We start from the raw sequence: 22104 nt of genomic DNA on the forward strand, positions 1-22104 counted from the left end.
AGAGGACGGGGGAAAGAGGAGATGGAAAACGGTGGATGACATGAAAGAATTGGAGCGGGCGATCGGAGAGATCACGGAGATTGCAAAGGGTTTTGGGCTGGATTTTTATCCGATGCGCTATGAGATTTGCCCGGCGGATGTGATATACACTTTTGGAGCATACGGGATGCCGACACGATTTTCTCACTGGAGTTTCGGTAAGACCTTCCATAAGATGAAACTGGAGTATGATCTGAATCTAAGCCGGATCTACGAATTGGTAATCAATTCGAATCCGTGTTATGCCTTTTTGTTGAAAGGGAACAGCCTGATTCAAAATAAATTGATTGTGGCCCATGTGTTGGCGCATTGTGACTTTTTTAAAAATAATGCCCGTTTTGCAAACACCTCCAGAGATATGGTGGAAAGCATGGCAGCCAGTGCCGGGCGCATCCGACAATATGAATTGCAGTACGGAAAAGAACGGGTGGAAAGTTTTCTGGATGATGTGTTGGCGATCCAGGAACACATTGACCCCAGCCTGAAACGCCCCTTCCGGCAATCGCAACGGGAAGGGGAGAGAAAGGCGGAAAAACGGAAAATTGCATCCACTCCCTATGACGACCTGTGGGAATTGGATGAGCAACCGACTGATTCCGGAAATGAAACATCCCAGAAGAAAGTCCCGCAAGAGCCGGAAAAGGATCTCTTGTTGTTTATTATGGAACAGAGTCGGATTTTGGAAAATTGGCAACAGGATATACTGACGGTGCTGCGAGATGAGATGCTTTATTTTTGGCCTCAGTTGGAGACAAAAATCATGAATGAGGGTTGGGCCTCTTATTGGCATATCCGAATCCTTCGTGAGTTGGACCTGTCAGAGGAGGAAACTTTGGAGTTTGCCAAATTGAACGCTTCGGTGATTCAGCCATCCAAGACCTCCATCAATCCCTATTACCTGGGTCTGAAATTGTTTGAAGACATCGAAAGACGTTGGGATCAACCCACTGCAGAAGAGCAGAAGTATCTCGGTCGGACTCCGGGCAAGGGAAGGGAGAAAATTTTTGAGGTGCGGGAAATGGAGATGGACACCTCTTTCATCCGTAACAATCTGACTAAGGAACTGGTAGAGGACCTGGATCTGTATGTATTTCAACGAACCGGAAACGAATGGACCGTGACGGATAAAAACTGGAAAGTGGTGCGTGACCAGTTGATCGCCAGTCGGGTCAATGGAGGGTATCCCTATATTGTAGTGGAAAATGGGGATTACATGAATAATGGGGAACTTTATTTGAAACATCGTTACGAAGGGCTGGAGCTGGATCTCAAATATATCGAGAAGACCCTGCCTCATGTCCATCACCTGTGGGGGCGTTCGGTTCATATTGAGAGTGTGATTGAGAACAAACCCGTGCTGTTCACCTACAACGGTCGAAAGTGCACCCGTCGTTTTCTCTGAATTCATCAGGCCGCTGACACAACCGAGGTCAGCGGCCTGATTTTACGATGAGCGGAACACTTACGTCGCCGGTAAAATGCGACAGAGTCAATGTTAAATGACATCATCCGGAGCAGAATCTGTACTCTTCGGGTGATCCGTTTCACTTGCAATCTTTCGGGATGGAGCTGCTGAGACTGGATTGAAAGTTTCATCTGTTGGGAGAGAAGGGGAGACAGTTTCCTCTTTTCCGGGACGAAGGGGTTCATCCGTGGAGGACTTCTCTTCAAGAGCGGGTTTTTCTTCCAAGGTGAATTCCGATGTACACGGGGTGACAAAGGAATCTTTCGTCCCTGTGAAGGGAGTAGCCATCCAGAACAGGAATCCCGAGATGCTGGTTGAGGAATCAGGGTTGCGCCTTTCAATCCTGAACTTGAAGGTTCCTCCTGTGAAACTGTCCAAACTGACAAAGCAGTCTGGACGATTCAACATAGCCATGGGTACGAAGGACGAGCCGGAATCCGCTTCATTCAACGAAACAGAAATCATGGTTTCATTCAGATCCTCCGGAAGCTGAAAGGGAATGATTCCGGAATGGACAGTGGTCTTGGTCAGTCTGGAGTGGAGGTTGGGGGAAATTTTATCCAATCCGATGGAGCCGTCGGCGAGATGATGGCTGTGGATAGACAGTTCCTGAATGTGATGAGAAGTGATGGATTCCTTGGCGAGATGCTCCGAATCGACGCTTCCTTCAGCCAGATGCATTCCGTTGACTTGTTTCTCCCCGATATGGCAGGAAGAGATGGTGTTTTCGCCTATGGTTACTTCTGTGACACTGCCCGGCGCCAAGTGGTCGGCAATGATTTCTCCTTTGGCCAAGTGTTCCCCAGTGATCTGTTCGGGCTGGATATGTCGGGAAAGTATGGTGCCATCAGCAATTTTTTCAGAGGAGACGGCTTCATTCCGTAAGTGTCTGCGATCCACGGAACCATGGCAGAGATGGGATTCATCCACACTGTTTTCCTGAAGAAGAGAGCCGTTGATGGAGTTGGATTTCAAATGCTGTGTTCGGATGGAACTGTCGGCGAGATGATGGCTGTGGATAGACAGTTCCTGAATGTGATGAGAAGTGATGGATTCCTTGGCGAGATGCTCCGAATCGACGCTTTCTTCAGCCAGATGCATTCCGTTGACTTGTTTCTCCCCGATATGGCAGGAAGAGATGGTGTTTTCGCCTATGGCCTCTTCTGTGACACTGCCCGGCGCCAAGTGGTCGGCAATGATTTCTCCTTTGGCCAAATGTTTCCCGATAATCTGATCGGGTTGAATATGCCGGGAGATAATAGTGCCGTCGGCGATTTTTTTCGATGAAATGGATCGATCCTTCAAGTGACAGTCATCAATACTTTGGGTGGCCAATTTTTCCCCGGTGACTGCATTGTTGGCAAGTTTGGAGGAATGTACGGCAAAAGCGGTCAATTTGTCTGTCGAGATGCATTCGGGGGCCAATTTGGAGGTGGTTACGGATCGATCTGCCAACTTGGCTCCGGTAACGGACAGCTCTGCCAGGTGCTGCTCGGTCACGGAATTGCTTCTAAGATGTCTGCTGTCGATGCAACCGGAGTTCAAGTGTTGATCTTGGATGATATTTTCAGTCAGGTGTTCGGACCGGACAATTTCAAGATCGAGCATTCGGGATTGGATGGAGCGGGGGGCAACTTTGTCTCGGGTGATCGCCCCGTCCTTGATGTGTTCACCTTCCACTGTCTCTGGGAGCAGATGTTCACCTTCGATCGTTCGTTTCTTCAGATGGGATCCGTCGACAGATTCGGGGGCCAATTTGTCTTCAGTCACACTGTGGTTTTTCATATGACGTGTGTGCACGACGGCTTCGTCCAGGTGGTTGTTGCGGATGCATCCGTCTCGGATGTGGTGGTGACTCACAGAATTGGGAGCCAGTTTTTCTCCGGTTATCACCTGGTTGATCAGGTGATTGTTACCCACCGTGTTTTCTTCCAAGTGGAATCCCTTGATCGCTTGATCGGCAATTTTTTCCGAAGTGACACATCCTTCTGCCAATTTATTCTCTGTTACGGACTCATCCTGTAGATTTTCAGTGGCAACAGCCTTGGCAGCCAGCTTGGCTTGATCGACGGCTTCGTTTGCCAAATGGTTGGTATGGATGGCTCCGCTTTTGATTTTGTCTTCATTGACTCCCTCATCAGCCAGATGTTTTTCGGTGATTTGTTCATCTGCTACATGCCAAGCATGGATCGAATGATCGCTCAATTTGGTACCTTCCACACTGTAATCTTTCAGCCGATCTCCATCGATGGAGTTTTCACTGAAGTGATAACCTTTGATGGATTCGCGACTGATATGCTCCGTGGTCACAGAGCCTTCGCTAAGATGTTTTTTTTTCACGGACTTTTCGGCCAGCTTGGAGGAAGTGATTGCATGGGGGGCCAATTTGGAATTATCGATCACTAGGTCTTTGAGATGTGAACTCTCCACTGCTCCCGGTTGAATATTGCGGCTGTTTACGGAGTTTCTTCCCAATTTTTCATGGGTGACAGATCCGTCCATCAGATCATCGGTGTGAATGAAAGCCTTTTGGGTGTCGGTATGGAGACGCCTTTTTTTCAACTTTTTAATGTTTTGGGTCACATCGATAGTGGAGGATTTCTGTTGTGAGTCCGGAAACATTGGATCGGACAATCTGTATACCGGAGATGGCCCCTCCCTATCGTTGTGTTTCCGATCACTTTCAATTTTCTGGTTTTCAGTGAAATAGGCTAACTGTTCCTCCCATGTCAGTTGATCCAGGATCCTTTCTTCTTCCGCTTGATGACGGATCCGGGCCGGGGTACGGTACCCCCTTTTTTTACGGGCCAAATGGCACCACCCTTTCCACTCATGATTTCCTCAGAATAGGTATATTCATCAAGGACAGGAGTGGAAACGAAAAAACGGAAAACTGGGCTCGCGTTTGATTGACAAGACCCGCCGGTGGCGGGTCAATCCAAACTGTGGTCAGTAAACTCTTGTCGGTTCCAGTTTCCTCCCCCCAAGCAGAGGGTGGGTTTCCCCGTGGGTCCGGTAATCAGGTGAAAGGCGACCAACCCCTCTTTGAAGCAAAGTTTGAGGCTGGGAATATTGTCGCAGGCAACCCGGGTGTAAACCCGGTCCAGTGAATGGAGAGCAGCTTCCAGAAGAGATTCTCCGACGGTTTGTTTGCGGTAATCGGGGTGAACAACGATAAAGGCTTCGTCCAACCCGTAATTACCGAACAAGATGAAACCGATCAGGCGCCGCCCATCCAGGGCTGCAGCGAGCCAGGTTCCCCTGGGAAATGGATCCTTATTCAGGTTGGTTAGCCATCGAATGGCCCGATGTGTGATCCGGCGGTCGCCATGCCGTTTGGAGAAGTTGAGAAGCAGGGGGCGAACCCGCCGCAAAAGATTGGGACGAATGGGAACGATGCGGATCACTATTTTATGACCTCCGGGTATAGCCGCTCAAATAGAGGCAGTATTCAATCAGTCGACGAAGGGACTTCTGTCGGATCGCCGGTTCATCAAATTTCATCGGTTTGGCATTGGCTTCGAAGAACCAGATCCTCCCATTGGGTTCCAGTCCCAGATCCATCGACATTTCTCCAAGGTTTTTCCCTTCTTCTTTCTCGATATGGCGGGCAATTTCCAAAACAGTGGAGCGGAGATGTTCTTTGACGGTAGAGGTGTGATTTCCGAACAGGCTGTTGAAAACCTCATCGATGGGAGCGATGGAGCCGCCCATGGGAACGTGGGTACTGATCGCTTCTCCTCCCGCCACGCGAACTCCGATCCCGGTGACATCCCATTGGCCGGTACCATCCTTTTGCAATAACAGACGAAGATCAAAAGGGCGCCCGCGATAGCGTGCAAGGTGGATTCCTTGCTGAAGGATATAACTTTGGTCACCGGTCAGTTCTTTCAACTTGCTTCGAAGCTTGTCGTCACTGATGTGAAACTTTTGTTTACCTCGCAGACTTTGATGGACGATCCCGTAACCCTTCTTTAGACGAGTGATCCGGATCATCCCATCTCCCGCTTTTCCGTCCACGGGTTTGAGGAACAGAGTGGAATGTCTTTCGATCATCTCATCCAGTCGGCAACCGCCTTTCCATTCCACTGTTTCAGGAAGCAGACGGCTCAGCGCTTCCGAGCGACCCATGTGGAGATACAGGGTCCACTTGTTGAAAAAAGAGGGGTTAAACAGATGGATTCCGGGCATCGTCGAGAGGGTGGACAATGCTCTTTGCTCCGCTTGCCGCATCTCCTGGCGACGGGAGGGAATCCGGTTGTACACCACATCTGGAAGCGGCAGAGTTGCTGCGACCCAGCGGGGGCCTTTCGTACGGGGGTTCAGGAGAAATCCCCTGACTGTTTTTGTTCCCGGTCGAAGACCATCCGGTGTCAGCACATAGACGGTGACACCCATTCGCCGGCCGGTACGGATCAGATCAGAAAAATTGGATAAGTTGCCGCAAAATCCACCAGACCCGGATGAAGTCAAAATAGCGACGAAAGGACCGGCTTTATATTTCCCGTGCTTGATTTTTCTCAGCCGGGCGGGCCATTTCATGTCGAGATTTGACGGGGCTCTGGGTGGATCGATCCGTACTTTCTTTTCCAGCTGGGACCCCAATCGCATGGACACGATGGGAGGAAGGGAAGGGGTGGTTGTCTGCCCGCGGGGGATAAACCGGGGATTACCCGGAGCCGCCCGTAAGGGAAAAACAATCCAGCCTGTGTGGGGAAATTCGTTCAAGGCACTACCCCCTTTCTAAAATTTGGCCAGTTTCAGGCTGTAGTCTGTGATGTAATGTGCTGACTGTCTTCCGGCGTTCCACAGGGAAGGATGAAGGAAGATGTGTCGTCCAGGTTTGGAGTTGGCCTCAAACAACCACACTCTCTGATGATAATCCACCCCGATATCCAGACCGAGCTCACCCAGCGGTCCTTTGACGTGGCCTTCCAGGGCGTTGCAGATCCGTATGGACGTCTCCTTGATCCGGTTTTCCATGTCCACTTCTTTTTCGGGAAAGGCTTTTTTCAACACTTCCGAGGCGGAGAGAAGGGAGCCCCCAGTTCGTCCGTGGGTGGTTACACTTCCGGCCCCCGCCACCTTGGCACCGATTCCTGCAACTGTCCATCTTCCGGATCGGTCCTTGTGCATATGGACCCGAAAGTCGACCGCACGGTCCCCATACTTGATCAAACGGATTCCCTGTTGTACCAGATAGCGTGAAAGCCCGTTTAGCTGTCGTCCAAAAATTTGGGTCATAAGCGGGGGCAGGGAGCGGAACTTGCGCAGGACATTGCGATCCCCGTTCCGAAATCGACAGTAATAATCGCCCTGCGGTCCACGGGTGATCCGGAAAATCCCCAGACCGAGACTGCCGCCGCTCGGTTTGAGATAAACCATCCGATGCCGTTTTAGCATATCCTCGACGGTCTGGATCGAAGGGGAACGATGAGCTTCCGGAATACAGTCCGGGGTGAGCGGGTGGTTGTAGAGTGCTTCATGGACCATCCATTTGTTGAAGAACCCCTGGTTAAAGATAGGAATTCCCGTGTGTTCGAGGAGAAGGCGACATCCTTTCACCTGGGTCTGTGCCTCCGCTTTCCGGTTGGGGATCCGTTCGTAGACCACATCCGGCAAGGGGGCCGATTTACGAACCCACCGGTAATCCCCGTTAAGATCTTTACGGTAGAACCACCCGTAAACCACCTGACGGGTCCAGTCGACCATCTCCGGTGTGAACACATAAAAAAAGGGGCGATCTTCCCTTGAGGCGAGCAGGAACTGGCGGAAGAGGGCGGACCGGGAACCAAAGGGCATCGAGGGAGAGCCGGTGAATCCTGTAGTCAGAATGCCGAGCACCGGTCCCAGGTGCAGCTCTTTGTTCCGGAAAACAGCGCGCGTCTCGCCGAACCATGGAAGGTGTAATTGTGTAGCCAATGGACGGGACAGGAGGATATTCCTCCCTCGATGGCGGCCGCCAATGATTCGGGTGATCAAGCTTTTGCCGCCGATTTGTATTTTGATGGATTGTCCTTGTTTGCATCCCCATTCCCTCATCAGTGGCTGTGATAGCCAAACTCCTTGTTTGCCTGGAGGGAGGGGGTGAACCCGACAGATGATGGAGCTCATAAAGACCCTCCTGTCAGCCTTTGGAACAGGGTCAAGGCGTATTGGATGGGGAGCCGAACGGATTGCCGTCGAACGTCCCGCTCTCCGGTTTGGAGAAAAACACTTCTCCCGGGTTTGGAGTTGACTTCAAGAAGCCAAACATTTCCCTGACGGTCAACGCCGACATCCATACCCAGCTCCAACAATCTTCCATGTTCTTGTTCAATCTGTATGGGTACATATTTGGATAAAAATTGAATGGACTGCCAAATATCCTTCACTTTTTCCGGAGAGTAATTTTTATTGAGAAACTGTTGTGTGCTCTCAGCGTGACCTCCGCCATGCAAATTGGAGGTTAATGAGCCCGGGTTTCCTATCCGAACAGCCGTCCCCGTGGTCACCCATCTTCCTTCACCGTTTTTTTGAACCAGGATTCGGATATCAAAGGGGCAACTGTCCATGGATCGCAGGTTGAGGAAGGGTTGGATAATGTACGGAGTGTGGCCGATGAATCTCCCAACCCAGTTGGTGAGAGAACGCCCGGAATGGAGGATCAGATGAAAGGGCCGGTTGCTCCTTGAGCGACCTCGTACGCGGAAGGACTGACCCTGTGGTGTAATGGCGGCGACCCCCCTGCCGTGACTGCCCCCGTTGGGTTTGATCAAGACGGAAGTGTATTGCTTCATACCCGAGATCAGATCTTTTGTGGAGCTGAGTTTGGTGGTGGGGAGAAGATAAGGTGACAATCGTTTACTTTTATGCAAAATGTGATGTGTCCTGAGTTTTCCGCCTAAAGGTTTTCCCAAAAGGTGGACAGACGGATCCTGTTTCAAACGGTCGATGTATGGTTTGTAGGTCAGATAATGGTTGGTATCCAAATAATAACAACGGTCATAAATCAACTGGGGAACCGGATGGATTTCCTTCAGCCATCTGCGAAAGGGATGGTGATATCTCCAGGCAATCACCCGACGGGTTTTCCAGTTGACATTCATTGGTGGGAAGATAATGAGCTGAATTCCTGCAGAATCTCCTTCCACCGTCAAGTCCCTGAGGTATTTGGTTTCGCTGAAAGGAGGGGTCCGCCCCGCCAATCGGCAAGTAACGACCCCTAAAGTATACGCTGAGGATTTCATCATCTTTTCCTCCTGGTTCGGTCTGGCCGTGCCCGGAATTCAGGGGTTCCTGTCGTCAGGAACGGAGCCCAACCGGTAATATAGGAGACATAGTCAACCAGACGGTTGACGGAAGGGCGGATCACCGTCGACGGATTGACGGTTTCATCTGTTTTGGACGGTTTGGAGTTGAGCTCCAGCAACCAGAGTTGCCCCTGTTGATCCAGAACCAGATCCACCCCGAGCTCAGCATAGTGACCTTGGGAGAGCCGTTCAAAAGCTTCGACGATGGACAATGCCTTATTCCGGATCTGTTGGAGGGTAGGTTTGTTTTTTGCCTGGACAGCGGCAAGGACCTCTCCGGCTTTCCGAAGGGTTCCGCCGCGGGCCAGATTGGATACGATGTTTTGATCATTGGCCACCCGGGCCACCGTGGATGTGACCGACCAGATTCCTTTTCCGTTCTTTTGGATCAAGACTCGGAAATCGACGGGACGACCGTCCCATTTCACCAGATTCAATCCTTGCTGGATGAGATACCGGGATCGGGAACCCGCGACCCTTTGCCGGAGATGACGGAAGGCTTCGTCCGCACGGGGAAAGATCCTCGTCACCGCACTGGCCGCCTCCGTATATTGGCAGACCCATTTTCCGTCAACAGCGGTGACCCGGATGATTCCCTGACCCAGACTGCCGTTTGTCGGTTTCAAATAGACGATACGGTGCCTGTTCAACATGATCCGAAGCCGTTTGGGATGATAGAGGTGGGTTTCAGGTAAAAGGGGACGCATGTTGGCATCTTTGGTCAACAGATTATGGACTTGTTGCTTGTTTAAAAAAGTTTCGTTAAACACGGGGATTTGGTGGATGTTCCTCAGAATCGACAGTTTTTGTTGGAGGGCCTGCCGACGTTCAATCCGGCGGGAGGTGATGCGGTTATATACCGTATCGGGGAGGGGAGCTTCAATCAGCTCCCACTTTTTCCCTTGATAGGACCATCCCCGGACGGTTCTTTTGGACAAGTGAATCCCCTCGGGAGGGAAGACGATAAGGGCCACTCCTTTGGAAGCACAGGCTTGGGCACACTCTTCAAGAAAGCGGGCCATCATTCCAAATTTTTGTTTGCTGTTTCCTTGTACGTCCTCGTTGATGAGAATCCCGAGAAAAGGTCCGAAATGAAGTGCTCCGTTTCGGGCATCGTAACGGATATTCAGGTGATGTTGGTTGGTGATCCTCAGCTTTTCAGCTAGCCGGGAATGGATCCGGACAAGGGGAGTCTGATTTTGAATGGTGGAGATGAAGGTGATATCTGCAGCTGTACCGAAAGCAGCCCAGATGGGGTGTTTCGGAAGTTGGAGCCGATTGGCGAGCGACTGGCTGACAATCATGTTGACTTGTGGAGGGAAATACCGTTCCGGCAAGATCTGGATCATGATTCTGGCATGCCCCATGTGGATCCCCTTCCGCGAAAAGTGACTGCTATAGGGTATGTAGGCATGTATTCTCCGGTGAATAAAAAGGGACGTGATCATCAATTTGGTGCAAGGGAAGGTTTTTTTTCTGATTTTGTGGTATATGCATATGGGGGAAAGGGAGGGGAGGCAGCATGAGCACAACAAACCCTTATGACAAGGCGTATGAACTTGCCCGAGCATTGCAAAACTCGGATGAGGTGAAGGGGTTGCAAAAAGCATGGCAAAAGGCGAGCCAACACCCCGACCATCGCCGGATCCTGGAGCAGTACAGGCAGATCGCCGGAGAGGTGCAAACCATCCAGATGCAGGGTCAAAAGCCTCGCCAGGAAATGATGGATGAGCTGAATCGGTTGATGGATGAGATCCGATCCGAACCCCAACTTCTCCATTACATGGAAGCCGAGGTCCGTGTGGGACAGTTGATGACAGACATGATGCGAATACTGGGGGAGCCGTTACAGGACGTCCACAAACACCGGGTTGTTGATTAACCGGGAAATGGGCGGGAAAAAAGAGAATCGTGTCCTGCCGCAGTGAGACCGGGAGTGAAGCGAACCTGGTGGGACTTGTGCCCTAGGCTGCAACGGTCACTTGGCAGAATACGATCTGACTCAATATACGGCCGATCAAGCCTGCGAACACACACAAACAGTCTGAACGGAGGGATTGCGATGCAAATCACCTTTCACGGTCAAAGTTGTTTTGAAATCCAAGAGGCGGGGACCAAACTGATTATCGATCCGTTTCTGAAGGGGAACCCACTGGCCAAAGTCCAGCCGGAAGAAATCGAGGTGGAGTACATCCTGTTGACCCACGGTCACGATGACCATGTAGGTGATACCGTGAAGATCGCCAAGCGGACCGGTGCCACAGTGATTGCCAATAACGAATTGGCTCATTGGATCGGGTTTCAAGGGGTGGAAAATGTTCATCCCATGCACATCGGAGGCAGTCACCTCTTTGATTTTGGACGGGTGAAACTGACCCAAGCTTTCCACGGTTCCGCCCACATCGATTCGGAGAAGAAAGAGATCGTCTACTTGGGTATGCCCGCCGGTTTATTGTTAACCCTGGGCGGAAAAACGATCTATCATGCCGGAGATACCTGTCTTTTTTCCGACATGAAGTTGATCGGTGAGCAGAACGATATCGACTTGGCATTGCTTCCGATCGGGGATAACTTCACGATGGGGCCGGAGGATGCCTTGATCGCAGCGGAATGGATCGGCGCAAGAAAAACAGTGCCGATGCACTATAACACCTTCCCTCTGATTGAGCAGGATGCTGATGCTTTTATCCGCCTTTTGTCAGAAAAACAGCTCGACGGTCAAGTGGTTCGACCGGGAGAATCCTTTAAACTATGAAAAATATGATCGGGATAACAAACTGTAAATTGGATGTAACTTCCCTGTAACGTCCAAGAACTAGGATGGAGACAGGATGAAAACCCCCTAATTGGAGACGGTGCAACCCACCGCCTCTTTTTTTGTGCATTTTTTCCGGCATGTCCTGTATAGATAAGAATAGACAGGACAAAAAAGGGGGAGACATCTTTGTTACGTAGCAAACACGGGATCGCTCTGGTATCGGCTTTGGCACTTTTGTTTCTCGCCGTTCCCCGGTTGCCTGTTTCTTCGGCTCCCGGATTATCATCAGTGTTTGCTTTTGGCTGGCTGGCTTTTGCTTATTTAGTGATTGCAGCCAATTGGCGAATGGTGCTCCAGCTCGACCGGGAAGAGAGGCGAAAGAATGAGAGGGCGCGCCGCATGCGGTGGTTGAGAACAGAAAAGCAAAAAAGATCGACGGCCGGCTCCACAGTTTTCAGAAGGCGTTGGCAGAAAGTTCCCTGATCAGGGGGCTTTTTTTTATCCGGCATCTGCCGGATAAGGGCTTTTTGGTTTCCTCTGTCCGCTCATGTATAATGTGGAAGAAAGCGCTGACATAATGCCCTTTCCACGAACATGCCTCTTTGGAAGAGATCGAAGCCGCCCCACCACCCTGCCTCCAACCTGCTGAAAAAGGGAGATCAAAGTTGTCTGTTGTCTGAAGGGCCATAAAAGCATTGTGAAAAAGCTGTCACAGGGAGGGTTGGGTTTCATTGTCAAGCTGAATGTGAAACCCAATCCCGACCGACTCGGAAAGACTTCATCACAACAATATAGAACACGGGGAAAGAAGTGAGTGTACGTGGCGACCAAACACGAAAAGATCCTGGAATATATAGAAAATCTGGAGGTCGGTCACAAAATTTCGGTTCGGGGAATCGCACGGGAATTGGGTGTCAGTGAGGGAACAGCTTATCGGGCGATCAAAGAGGGAGAGAACCAGGGATTGGTGTCCACGGTGGAACGGGTGGGCACTGTCCGGATTGAAAAGAAACACCGTTCCAAGATCGAAAGACTCACCTTTGCTGAAGTCGTTAACATCGTGGACGGTCAGGTTTTGGGTGGAAAGGCGGGTCTTCATAAAACTTTGAATCGGTTTTTGATCGGTGCCATGAAGTTGGAAGCTATGATTCGCTATGTGGAACCGGGACAACTGATGATCGTCGGAAACCGGGACAACGCCCATCGGATTTCTCTGGAACGGGGGGCGGCTGTATTGATTACCGGGGGTTTTGATGCTACGGAGGAAGTGAAACAGTTGGCCGATCAGCTGGAGTTACCGGTGATTTCTTGCGGTTATGATACCTTTACTGTGGCGGCGATGATCAATCGGGCCATCTATGATCGCCTGATTAAAAAAGAGATCCTCTTGGTGGAGGATATGTTGAACCCGAAGCATCCCCCCATTTTTTTGAAGTTGGATGACCGAGTGGAAAACTTTCATGCATCGGTCCGGGAGACCAAACACAGTCGCTATCCGGTGGTCGACGACAAGGGCAGGCTTCACGGAATGGTGACGGCCAAGGATGTGGTGGGACATGATTCCGATGAACGGATCGAACGAGTGATGACGAAAAACCCGATCACAGTCACCCCGAAAACATCCTTGGCCACCGCCGCCCATGAGATGGTGTGGGAAGGCATTGAGCTGTTGCCGGTGGTGAATCACCAGCATATGTTACTCGGGGTGATCAGCCGCCAGGATGTGATCAAATCCCTCCAATATATGCAAAAGCAGCCCCAGATCGGAGAGACCATCAACGATCTAGTGTTAAAAGGATTTGACGAAGTGAAGGGAAAAAATGGTGAGATTTCATTTCAGGGAATGGTCGCTCCGCAGATGACGGATCCATTGGGAAATCTCTCCACGGGGGTGCTGACCACCCTGATCACTGAAGCAGCCCACCGCCGCCTGCGAAAGCAGCACCGCGGGGACATGGTGACAGACAACCTGACTCTGTATACATTGAAGCCGGTTCAATTGGAACGGAAATTGTTCATCCGGCCTAGAGTGATTGAACTGGGAAGAAAAGTGGGAAAGGTGGACGTGGAAGTGAGCGAAGACGGTCACGTGGTGGCGAAAGCCCTCGTGACCGCCCAATTGATTGAGAGATGAGCCGTACCTGTTTTGCTTTAAAGAAATCTATGTTAATCTGGTTAGGGCTGGGTCATGATGACCCAGGCTTTGTTTTTTCGGTGGTGAAATGGGGTAAAGATAATGTATGGACTGACCATCCACATCAGGAAGGAAAAGTCAGGGGGAGAAGATGAAAAAAATTGAAGTGGAGAATCTGACGAGAATTTTCGGACGCAACCCGACCAAGGGTTTGGAGCTGGTGCGTCAGGGAAAAAGCAAGGAAGAGATTTTGAAAGAGACAGGCATGACCGTCGGCGTCAACCGGGTCAGCTTTTCGGTGGACGCCGGTGAGGTGTTTGTGATCATGGGCCTGTCCGGTAGCGGAAAATCCACACTGGTGCGGCTTCTCAACCGGTTGATCGAACCGACGGAGGGTTCCGTTCGAATGGATGGGGAGGATGTATCCCGGATGGATCCACAGGAATTGAGGCAGATTCGCCGGACCAAGATGGGGATGGTCTTTCAGCGCTTCGCCTTGTTTCCCCATAAAAGCGTGCGGGAGAATGTGGAATACGGTCTGGAAGTACAGGGAATCCCCAAAGAGGAACGAAAAGAAAAAGCTTTGACATCCCTGGGCTTAGTCGGGTTGGAGAATTATGCCGATAGCCGTCCCGACCAGCTCTCCGGGGGGATGCAGCAACGGGTGGGTCTGGCCCGGGCACTGGCCAACGATCCGGACATCCTGTTGATGGATGAAGCGTTCAGTGCCCTTGATCCGCTGATCCGTAAGGACATGCAGGATGAATTGATGGATCTTCAGTCCACCATGCAAAAGACGATTATCTTTATCACTCATGATCTGGATGAGGCTCTGCGGATCGGGGATCGAATCGCCCTGATGAAGGACGGGGAAATCGTACAGATCGGCACACCGGAAGAGATTTTGACCAACCCGGCCAATTCGTATGTGGAAAAATTTGTGGAAGATGTCAATCTGACCAAGGTATTGACCGCCGGGTCGATCATGAAGCGCTCTGAAGCACTTGTACTTGGGAAGGAAGGACCCCGTGTGGCGCTGAAACGGATGCGGGGAGGGGGAACCTCCACCGTTATGGTCGTGGGCAGGGATCGAAAATTTATCGGGATCCTCACTGCTGAAGGGGCCAAGGAAGTGGCGGAGAACGGAAAAACGATTGAAGATGTACTGATCAAAGATGCAGTGATGGTTCATGAAGATACGCCGGTGAGTGATCTTCTGCCGAAAATGGCGGAAAAACAATTTGCTCATCCCGCCGTGGTTGTGGATCAACAGGAGAAACTGAGGGGTGTGGTGGTTCGGGGAGCCATATTTGCCGCACTCGCCGGAAACGGGGTGAAAACGGATGCCGATTCCCAAGGTTCCGCTTGACCAATGGGTGGATTCGCTGGTCAACTGGTTGACGGAGAACTTATCAGGGCTCTTCTCCTTCATTACCCATATCATTGAGCCGACGGTAGGTTTTTTCCAAATGATTCTCACGGTGGCACCTCCCTTGGTCACCATCATTTTGATCAGTGCTTTGGCCCTGTGGACAAGCCGGTGGTCGGTGGCCCTGTTCACCCTGGTGGGACTCTTCTTGGTGGCAAACCTCGGATTGTGGGAGAAGAGTACGGAAACGCTGTCTCTGGTGCTCACCGCATCGCTGATTTCTGTCATACTGGGAATTCCTCTGGGAATTTGGGCTGCACGCAGCCAAGTGGTGCGGAGAATCATCACGCCGGTTTTGGACTTTATGCAGACCATGCCTGCTTTTGTCTATCTGATTCCCGCAGTGTTCTTTTTTGCTCTGGGGGCTGTGCCCGGAGTGATCGCTTCGGTGATTTTTGCCATGCCGCCGACGATCCGTCTGACCAATCTCGGAATTCGCCAAGTGCCGGGGGATTTGATTGAGGCGGCGGATGCATTCGGTTCCACCTCCTGGCAAAAACTGTTCAAAGTGCAACTTCCTTTGGCCCGATCCACCATCATGGCGGGGGTGAACCAAACGATCATGCTTTCCCTGTCGATGGTTGTGATTTCCTCGATGATCGGCGCCGGTGGATTGGGTGCGATTGTGCTGCAATCGATCAGCAGGCTGGAAGTGGGTACCGGTTTTGAAGGGGGTCTGGCCATTGTCATCATCGCCATCATACTGGATCGGATCACTCAGAGTCTGGGCAAGGATCCGAGAAAAGTCGCCTGAGACCCTGCCAGAGTGTGTCGGTTGATTGTTGAAGAAGGGGAATGGACCTCAGCCATGGAATTTAAAACCTGGATCATAGGGAAATCAAGGAGTGAAATGTTTTGAAGAACCGTTGGAAAGGTTTTCTTCTCATCCTCTCCGTGTTTGCTCTCCTGTTTATGGTGGCTTGCGGCCAGCAACAGGGCGGAGAAGGAAAAAAAGAAATCACGCTCGCCTATGTGAACTGGGACTCTGAAGTGGCCAGCACTCATGTAATTAAAAAAGTATTGGAAGAGCAAGGCTTCACGGTGGAATTGAAACAGGTGGAAGCCGGCCCGATGTGGGCGGGGGTGGCAAGTGGAAGCGCTGATGGGATGGTTGCGGCCTGGTTGCCCGTCACGCACAAGAGCTACTACGAGAAATTTAAGAATCAGGTGGAGGACTTGGGTTCCAATATGGAAGGAACCCGGATCGGTCTGGTTGTCCCTTCCTATGTGAATGCGGATTCCATCGCCGATCTGAAACAGAAAAAAGGCGAATTTGATGGGAAGATCATCGGGATCGATGCCGGAGCCGGTGTGATGGAGGCCACGCAACGGGCGATCAAAGATTACAACCTGGATATGACATTGGTGGAAGGTTCTGATGCAGCGATGGTGGCCTCCCTCAAAAAAGCAATCGATACCAAAAAACCGATTGTGATCACCGGATGGAGCCCGCACTGGAAATTTGCCGAGTATGATTTGAAGTTCCTCGATGACCCCAAGGAGAGTTTCGGAGGCGAGGAGAATATTCACACCATTGTGAGCAAAGATCTTAAAAAAGAGAGTCCCGAAGCCTACAAGATCCTCGACCAATTCCATTGGACCACGGAAGATATGGAAGAAGTGATGCTGGCGGTTCAACAAGGCAAAAAGCCGGAGGAAGCTGCCGCCGACTGGGTGAAAAAGCATTCGGACAAAGTGAAGGAATGGACGAAATGAACGAGAACAGCCACCCCTCGGAAGGGTGGCTGCTTTTTTTGGACCGGGATATCAGGCGATGAAGGATACCGGCTCTTCGTCCCGGATGGTATGGCGAAGAGCCGATTCTCATGAACTGGATTTATTCTTGTAAAAGCGCCAGGCGCGGAGGCCATGGATCAGGTTGTAGATTCCGAGCAAGCCGATCAGGATGAGCAGCACGAGACGAACCCAGCCCCCACTCAAGGAGACTCCTTGCATCAGGGCGACGGAGATAAACATGACCCCCATGTGGATGTTCATCCGGGCCTGGTGTTTCACCCGGTCCAACCCGTCCGCCCGTCGGCCGGCGATGCTGTGGGAAAAGGTTCGAATGGCTGTATAGATGATCACGATGACCAGAAACAATAAGAAAATCTGCATAGGTACAACCTCCTGTATGTATGCAAAACGCCCTCCGCCCAAGGACGGAAAGGCGCTGATTTGGGGTGTCAGCTGCATTGGGAATCGATGGGATCCGGGGGGTTGTTGAGAGATTGCTCAGCAGGAACATCGGGAATGAACCAATATCCGATCTGGGTCTGATCGACAATGACCGGCAGGTCCAGTTGAGCCAATTCTTTCTCGATGAGATCAGCGACTTCCTTCGTCTCCGCATAGGCGGAGAAACCGCGTTTCAACTTTTCCACCTTGGCTTTAGCCATTCGTTTTCGGCTGATGATCATAAAGATCCCCCCCTTTCTTTTTTTATATCATACACTTTTTCAGGTGATTTGGCGATTACTTCCTTCCGATTGACACATTTTTTTCTTGATTTTTGTTGACGGTGATCCAGATTTTCATCTCGTCGGAACCGTTGAAAACCAGGTATTTCAAGCGAACCTTGAGATGATGGGTCTCTTTGTCCTGTTGGATTGGAAGAAGTCGGTCTTTTAACATATTATCCACTACGTCAGGGTTATCTTTCACCCAATGTATGGGTTTACCGAGAAAGGGTTGCAGGATTTGTTGCACTCTTTCCCGGATCCGTTCCTGTACAAATTCGTTGTCCACGTCAGATGAATCCACCTCTACGGGAATTCTGCGGATAAACCGGGGTTCCGAGTGTCTGTCCAGGTCTTTGCGCAGGGTGTTGATCTCCCGTGATTTTTCGTTGTTTCTGTAAATCAGGATATTACGTTCCAGGTACAGTGCGTCCAGTTTTTTTCCGTAAAGAAGGTTCATCGCCGATGATCCGGCCAGCACACCGAACAGGAAAGTCACCATCATGCGGAGCAGCCGGAGTCTTCTTGAAGATTTCATCTCAAACTTCCCCTTGAATCAACCACCGGATCAGAACAGTGCCGACATGGGCACCGAAGAAGGCACTCAGGATAAAGATCATCTGCTGAAAAGCCTGATGCAGTTCTCCGCCGAGGATATGGACTTCAAAGGATTTGATGGTGTCAAAAGTTCCACCGAGGGCCGCCACCAGGGCCCAAATCTTCAACTGTTCGGACAGACGGAGCATGGCATCCATAGGGGGGTCGTTGCCAAAAAAGGCACCGACTCCTCCCAGTACTGATCCTCCCAGGACGACGCCCATGGCGATAAAATAGTTCAATATTGTGGTTGACCAAAATTCTCCCATCCCCACACCGCCTTTGTCCCACGGGTTCCTTGCTTTCACTGTATGACAGGCAGGGCTTGTTTATGTGTGGGGGTAGGGATCGTATGTTCGTCACCCCTTGCCCGATGGAGTATAATAGAGACAGAAACTTTTTGTGGGCCGGGTGAAGACAATGAAAAAATCTCCATTTGTCCATCTCCATGTCCATACGGAATACAGTCTGCTCGACGGGGCGGCCCGTATTGAACAATTGGTTGGCCGGGCAAAAGATGTGGGCTTTGATGCCTTGGCCATCACCGATCACGGGGTGATGTACGGAGTGATCCCCTTTTATAAAGCTTGCCGCAGAGCGGGGATTCGGCCGATTATCGGATGTGAGGTGTATCTCACTCCCGGCAGGTTGGGGGAACGTCCGTCGCCGCGGGAGAATCGGATCCATCATCTGTTGTTGCTGGCGGAGAATCATGAAGGCTACCGCAATCTGATGAAGATTGTGACCGAGGCTCATCTGAAGGGGTTCCATTATAAACCCCGGGTGGACAAAGAGCTCCTGCGCCGTCACCACCGGGGTCTGATCGCGACCAGTGCTTGTCTGGCCGGGGAGATCCCTCAGGCCATTCTGGAGGATGATTTTGACAGGGCCCGTCGGCTGGTGAATGAGTACAGGGAGATTTTTGGGCGGGAGAACTTTTTCCTGGAGCTGCAAGATCACGGGTTGCCTGAGCAGCAAAAGGTGAACCGGCATCTCATCTCCCTGGCCCGGGAGGCGGATCTGGCCCTGGTGGCGACCAACGATCTGCATTATGTGGATCGGAGGGACGATGAGATGCATGACTGCTTGCTCTGTATCGGAACCAACCGGCGTTTGGAAGAAGAAGACCGGCTACGCTTTCCCTCCTCGGAATTTTACCTGAAATCGGCGAAGGAGATGGAGCGCCTGTTTGGTTATGTGCCGGAAGCGGTTAAAAACACCCGACGGATCGCCGACCGGTGTCAGGTGGAAATCCCGCTGGGCGGACGGTTGCTGCCCAAGTTTCCGGTACCGGAAGGGTATACCGCTCACACCTATCTCTCGGCGCTTTGCCGCAAAGGGGCAGAAAAGCGATACGGCAGAGTGAAAAGGGAGGTGGAGGAGCGGCTGCAATATGAGCTGTCAGTGATTGGGAACATGGGATTTAACGACTACTTTTTGATCGTTTGGGATTTTGTCCGTTTCGCCCGGGAACAGGGGATCGCTGTCGGGCCGGGCCGGGGTTCGGCGGCGGGCAGTTTAGTCTCTTATGTGCTGGGGATCACCGACATCGATCCGATCCGTCACCATCTTCTGTTTGAGCGTTTCCTCAACCCGGAGCGGGTGAGCATGCCTGACATCGATATTGATTTCAATTACGAACGCCGGGACGAAGTGATTCATTATGTCACCAGGAAATATGGGGATCACCGGGTGGCTCAGATTATCACCTTTGGTACGATGGCGCCCCGGGCAGCGGTGCGGGATGTGGGCAGGGTGATGGGGATGCCCTATGCTGAGGTGGATCAAGTGGCCAAAGGGATCCCGGCGGGCCCGGGTGTCAACCTGGATCGGGTGATGAAACGCGGTTCCCCCCTGGAACAAATGGTTCGGGAAAATCCCCGGATTGCCCGCTTGATGGAGAACGTCCGCAAAGTGGAAGGCTTCCCCCGGCACGCCTCCACTCATGCCGCCGGGGTGGTGATCGCCGATACAGATCTGACGGATCATGTTCCCCTGGAGCGGGGAAGTGAAGGACTCAGCCTGACCCAGTATCCGATGGAGGCATTGGAAGAGATTGGGCTTCTTAAAGCGGACTTTTTGGGCTTGCGCAATTTGACTGTAATCGAACGAGCGGTCAAATCAATCCGGGAGACTGAAGGAGTGGAGGTCGACTTCAGCCAGTCGGAATACAATGATCCGGTCACCTACCGGATGGTGTCCCAAGGGGAAACCACCGGCGTGTTCCAGCTGGAGTCCCCCGGGATGCGGAGGGTTCTCCGGGAGCTGAAACCCAACACCTTTGAGGATCTGATTGCGGTTCTCGCCCTCTACCGTCCGGGACCGATGGAACAGATTCCCCGATTTATCCGGGCCAAACACGGTCGGGAGGAAGTGGATTATCCCCACCCTGATCTGGAGCCGATTTTGAAGAACACCTATGGCATCATTGTCTACCAGGAACAGATTATGAGAATTGCCTCTCAGATGGCCGGCTTCACTCTTGGGCAGGCAGATCTTTTGCGGCGGGCGGTCTCCAAAAAGAAGCGGGAGGTCCTCGATGAACAGCAGGAAGCTTTTATCTCCGGTTGTGTGGCCCAGGGCTACAGCGAAGAGACGGGCCGGAAAGTGTATGACCTGATCCTCCGTTTTGCCGATTACGGCTTCAATCGGAGCCATTCTGCGGCTTATGCCGTCCTTGCCTACCAGACGGCATTTTTGAAAGCAAATCATCCGCTGCCCTTTATGGCGGCCTTGATGACCACTGTCATGGGCAGTCATGGAAAGATGGCGGAGTATATTGAGGATTGCCGAAAACATGGAATTCAAGTGCTTCCCCCCGACATCCACGAAAGTGATCACGGATTTTCCGTGAAAAACGGTGGGATCCGGATGGGGATGGCTGCCATCAAAAACGTGGGCAGCCACGCGATCGAGTCGATTCTTCAGGAACGGCGAAAGAGGCCATTCCGGGATCTGTTCGATTTTTGCCGCCGGGTGGACTTGCGCACCTGTAACCGGCGGGTGATTGAATCTCTGATCCAGTGTGGAGCGATGGATCACCTGCCGGGTCACCGGGCCCGCCTGCTGGCCATGTTGGACGAGGCGATGGAGCAAGGGGGGGAATATCAAAAACGGCAATCCGGGGATCAGCTCCAACTCTTTGAGGAGCCTTCTGCAGGCTCCCGGACCCGGTTCACCTACGACGGGGTCAAACCCTTCACTCCCCGGGAAGAGCTGGAGATGGAGCGGGAGTTGTTGGGGCTTTATCTGACCGGGCACCCCTTGAATCCCTTCCAGGGGATCATCTCTTCCCGTATCACTCATCGCCTGGACGATCTGGCAGATTGCCGGGAGGAGGAGCGAGTGACGGTGGCGGGCTTGATCCGGGAGGTGAAGGCGATCACTACCCGCAAAGGAGAGCCGATGGCTTTTGTTACCCTGGAAGATCACACTGCACAGAGGGAAGTGGTGGTGTTTCCCCGGACCCTGCGCCAATTCCGGCCTCTCTTGCAGACGGAACGGGCTGTCTTTGTAACGGGCCGGGTCAACCGGCATGAACAGGGAAACAAGATTCTGGCAGATCAAGTGGAAGACCTGCAGCCGCTTTCGGAACCGAAACCGGAACGGATCCGAGAAGTTAAAGATAAAGAATTGGCAGATACGGCGGTTTACATCCGGATTCCGCTCGAGAAGGAAGGAACCGAGGTGCTGGGGCGCCTGAAAGGTCTTTTACTCTCCAATGGGGGAGGGGTGCCGATCCGGCTTTTTTATGAACGGACCGGGAAGGTGTTGGAGCTCCCTGTGGACAAATATGGGATTCAGCCTTCCGATGCATTGAAAAGGAAGGTAGAGGATATACTGGGAACGCATTCTTTCCGCGTGGGAACCTCTTCCCGAACTGGAAACGGACGGGGATCATAAAATGTTCCATGACCGGGAGGAAGAAGGT

The 22104-nt window shown here is 51.8% G+C and carries 19 protein-coding genes; 9 read left to right on the top strand and 10 right to left on the bottom strand.

Annotated elements, in window-relative coordinates; genetic code table 11:
- Positions 1 to 40 precede the first annotated feature (40 nt).
- Positions 41 to 1441, top strand: a complete 1401-nt coding sequence (locus IEV46_RS12570; protein WP_188432961.1) for a SpoVR family protein — start codon at positions 41 to 43, stop codon at positions 1439 to 1441.
- Positions 1442 to 1534: 93 nt separating this feature from the next.
- On the opposite strand, the gene IEV46_RS12575 is transcribed toward IEV46_RS12570, so the two are convergent.
- The 6 genes from IEV46_RS12575 to IEV46_RS12600 all read right to left on the bottom strand — a co-directional run bounded on the left by IEV46_RS12575 (position 1535) and on the right by IEV46_RS12600 (position 10163).
- Complete coding sequence (locus IEV46_RS12575) at positions 1535 to 4315, bottom strand: hypothetical protein (RefSeq protein WP_188432905.1); 2781 nt, start codon at positions 4313 to 4315, stop codon at positions 1535 to 1537.
- Between the two features lie 122 nt (positions 4316 to 4437).
- Positions 4438 to 4911, bottom strand: coding sequence for a GNAT family N-acetyltransferase (locus tag IEV46_RS12580; RefSeq protein ID WP_188432906.1), 474 nt, complete (start codon positions 4909 to 4911; stop codon positions 4438 to 4440).
- A gap of 4 nt (positions 4912 to 4915) precedes the next feature.
- Positions 4916 to 6232, bottom strand: coding sequence for a YheC/YheD family endospore coat-associated protein (locus IEV46_RS12585; protein WP_188432907.1), 1317 nt, complete (start codon positions 6230 to 6232; stop codon positions 4916 to 4918).
- Positions 6233 to 6247: 15 nt separating this feature from the next.
- Positions 6248 to 7618 carry a YheC/YheD family endospore coat-associated protein gene (locus IEV46_RS12590; protein ID WP_188432908.1) on the bottom strand — a complete coding sequence of 457 codons (1371 nt, stop codon included), beginning with the start codon at positions 7616 to 7618 and terminating at the stop codon, positions 6248 to 6250.
- The gene (locus tag IEV46_RS12595; RefSeq protein ID WP_188432909.1) at positions 7615 to 8733 is read right to left on the bottom strand and encodes a YheC/YheD family endospore coat-associated protein; all 1119 of its coding nucleotides are present in this window, start codon (positions 8731 to 8733) and stop codon (positions 7615 to 7617) included. The genes IEV46_RS12590 and IEV46_RS12595 overlap by 4 nt, the downstream gene beginning before the upstream one ends.
- Entirely contained in the window at positions 8733 to 10163 is a 1431-nt protein-coding gene (locus IEV46_RS12600; RefSeq protein ID WP_188432910.1) for a YheC/YheD family endospore coat-associated protein, read from the bottom strand. The genes IEV46_RS12595 and IEV46_RS12600 overlap by 1 nt, the downstream gene beginning before the upstream one ends.
- 155 nt (positions 10164 to 10318) lie before the next feature.
- Between IEV46_RS12600 and IEV46_RS12605 the strand changes: the two genes are divergently transcribed.
- The 7 genes from IEV46_RS12605 (at position 10319) to IEV46_RS12635 (ending at position 16833) form a co-directional block, all read left to right on the top strand.
- Entirely contained in the window at positions 10319 to 10678 is a 360-nt protein-coding gene (locus IEV46_RS12605) for a YlbF family regulator (RefSeq protein WP_188432911.1), read from the top strand.
- Between the two features lie 180 nt (positions 10679 to 10858).
- On the top strand, positions 10859 to 11551 hold the full coding sequence (locus tag IEV46_RS12610; RefSeq protein ID WP_188432912.1) for a metal-dependent hydrolase: 693 nt from the start codon (positions 10859 to 10861) through the stop codon (positions 11549 to 11551).
- A gap of 189 nt (positions 11552 to 11740) precedes the next feature.
- Positions 11741 to 12037, top strand: coding sequence for a hypothetical protein (locus IEV46_RS12615; protein WP_188432913.1), 297 nt, complete (start codon positions 11741 to 11743; stop codon positions 12035 to 12037).
- Between the two features lie 337 nt (positions 12038 to 12374).
- On the top strand, positions 12375 to 13688 hold the full coding sequence (locus tag IEV46_RS12620) for a DRTGG domain-containing protein (RefSeq protein ID WP_188432914.1): 1314 nt from the start codon (positions 12375 to 12377) through the stop codon (positions 13686 to 13688).
- A 151-nt stretch (positions 13689 to 13839) separates the two neighbouring features.
- Positions 13840 to 15057: a quaternary amine ABC transporter ATP-binding protein gene (locus tag IEV46_RS12625; protein ID WP_188432915.1), complete on the top strand. Its 1218-nt coding sequence runs from the start codon at positions 13840 to 13842 to the stop codon at positions 15055 to 15057.
- The gene (locus tag IEV46_RS12630; protein ID WP_188432916.1) at positions 15032 to 15871 is read left to right on the top strand and encodes an ABC transporter permease; all 840 of its coding nucleotides are present in this window, start codon (positions 15032 to 15034) and stop codon (positions 15869 to 15871) included. Before IEV46_RS12625 ends, IEV46_RS12630 begins: the two co-directional genes overlap by 26 nt.
- Positions 15872 to 15972: 101 nt before the next feature.
- Positions 15973 to 16833, top strand: coding sequence for a glycine betaine ABC transporter substrate-binding protein (locus IEV46_RS12635; RefSeq protein ID WP_188432917.1), 861 nt, complete (start codon positions 15973 to 15975; stop codon positions 16831 to 16833).
- A gap of 108 nt (positions 16834 to 16941) precedes the next feature.
- Here IEV46_RS12635 and IEV46_RS12640 read toward each other — a convergent pair whose 3' ends face one another.
- The 4 genes from IEV46_RS12640 to IEV46_RS12655 all read right to left on the bottom strand — a co-directional run bounded on the left by IEV46_RS12640 (position 16942) and on the right by IEV46_RS12655 (position 18442).
- Positions 16942 to 17235, bottom strand: coding sequence for a YtpI family protein (locus tag IEV46_RS12640; RefSeq protein WP_188432918.1), 294 nt, complete (start codon positions 17233 to 17235; stop codon positions 16942 to 16944).
- A gap of 68 nt (positions 17236 to 17303) precedes the next feature.
- The gene (locus IEV46_RS12645) at positions 17304 to 17537 is read right to left on the bottom strand and encodes a YtzJ family protein (protein ID WP_188432919.1); all 234 of its coding nucleotides are present in this window, start codon (positions 17535 to 17537) and stop codon (positions 17304 to 17306) included.
- Between the two features lie 55 nt (positions 17538 to 17592).
- Positions 17593 to 18114 (bottom strand): hypothetical protein, encoded by a 522-nt coding sequence (locus IEV46_RS12650; protein ID WP_188432920.1) that lies wholly within the window; start codon positions 18112 to 18114, stop codon positions 17593 to 17595.
- Between the two features lies 1 nt (position 18115).
- The gene (locus tag IEV46_RS12655; RefSeq protein ID WP_188432921.1) at positions 18116 to 18442 is read right to left on the bottom strand and encodes a YtrH family sporulation protein; all 327 of its coding nucleotides are present in this window, start codon (positions 18440 to 18442) and stop codon (positions 18116 to 18118) included.
- A gap of 151 nt (positions 18443 to 18593) precedes the next feature.
- On the opposite strand from IEV46_RS12655, the gene IEV46_RS12660 reads away from it, so the two are divergent.
- The gene (locus tag IEV46_RS12660) at positions 18594 to 22076 is read left to right on the top strand and encodes a DNA polymerase III subunit alpha (RefSeq protein WP_188432922.1); all 3483 of its coding nucleotides are present in this window, start codon (positions 18594 to 18596) and stop codon (positions 22074 to 22076) included.
- Positions 22077 to 22104 lie beyond the last annotated feature (28 nt).

Source organism: Kroppenstedtia guangzhouensis (assembly GCF_014637345.1).
GTDB lineage: Bacteria > Bacillota > Bacilli > Thermoactinomycetales > DSM-45169 > Kroppenstedtia > Kroppenstedtia guangzhouensis.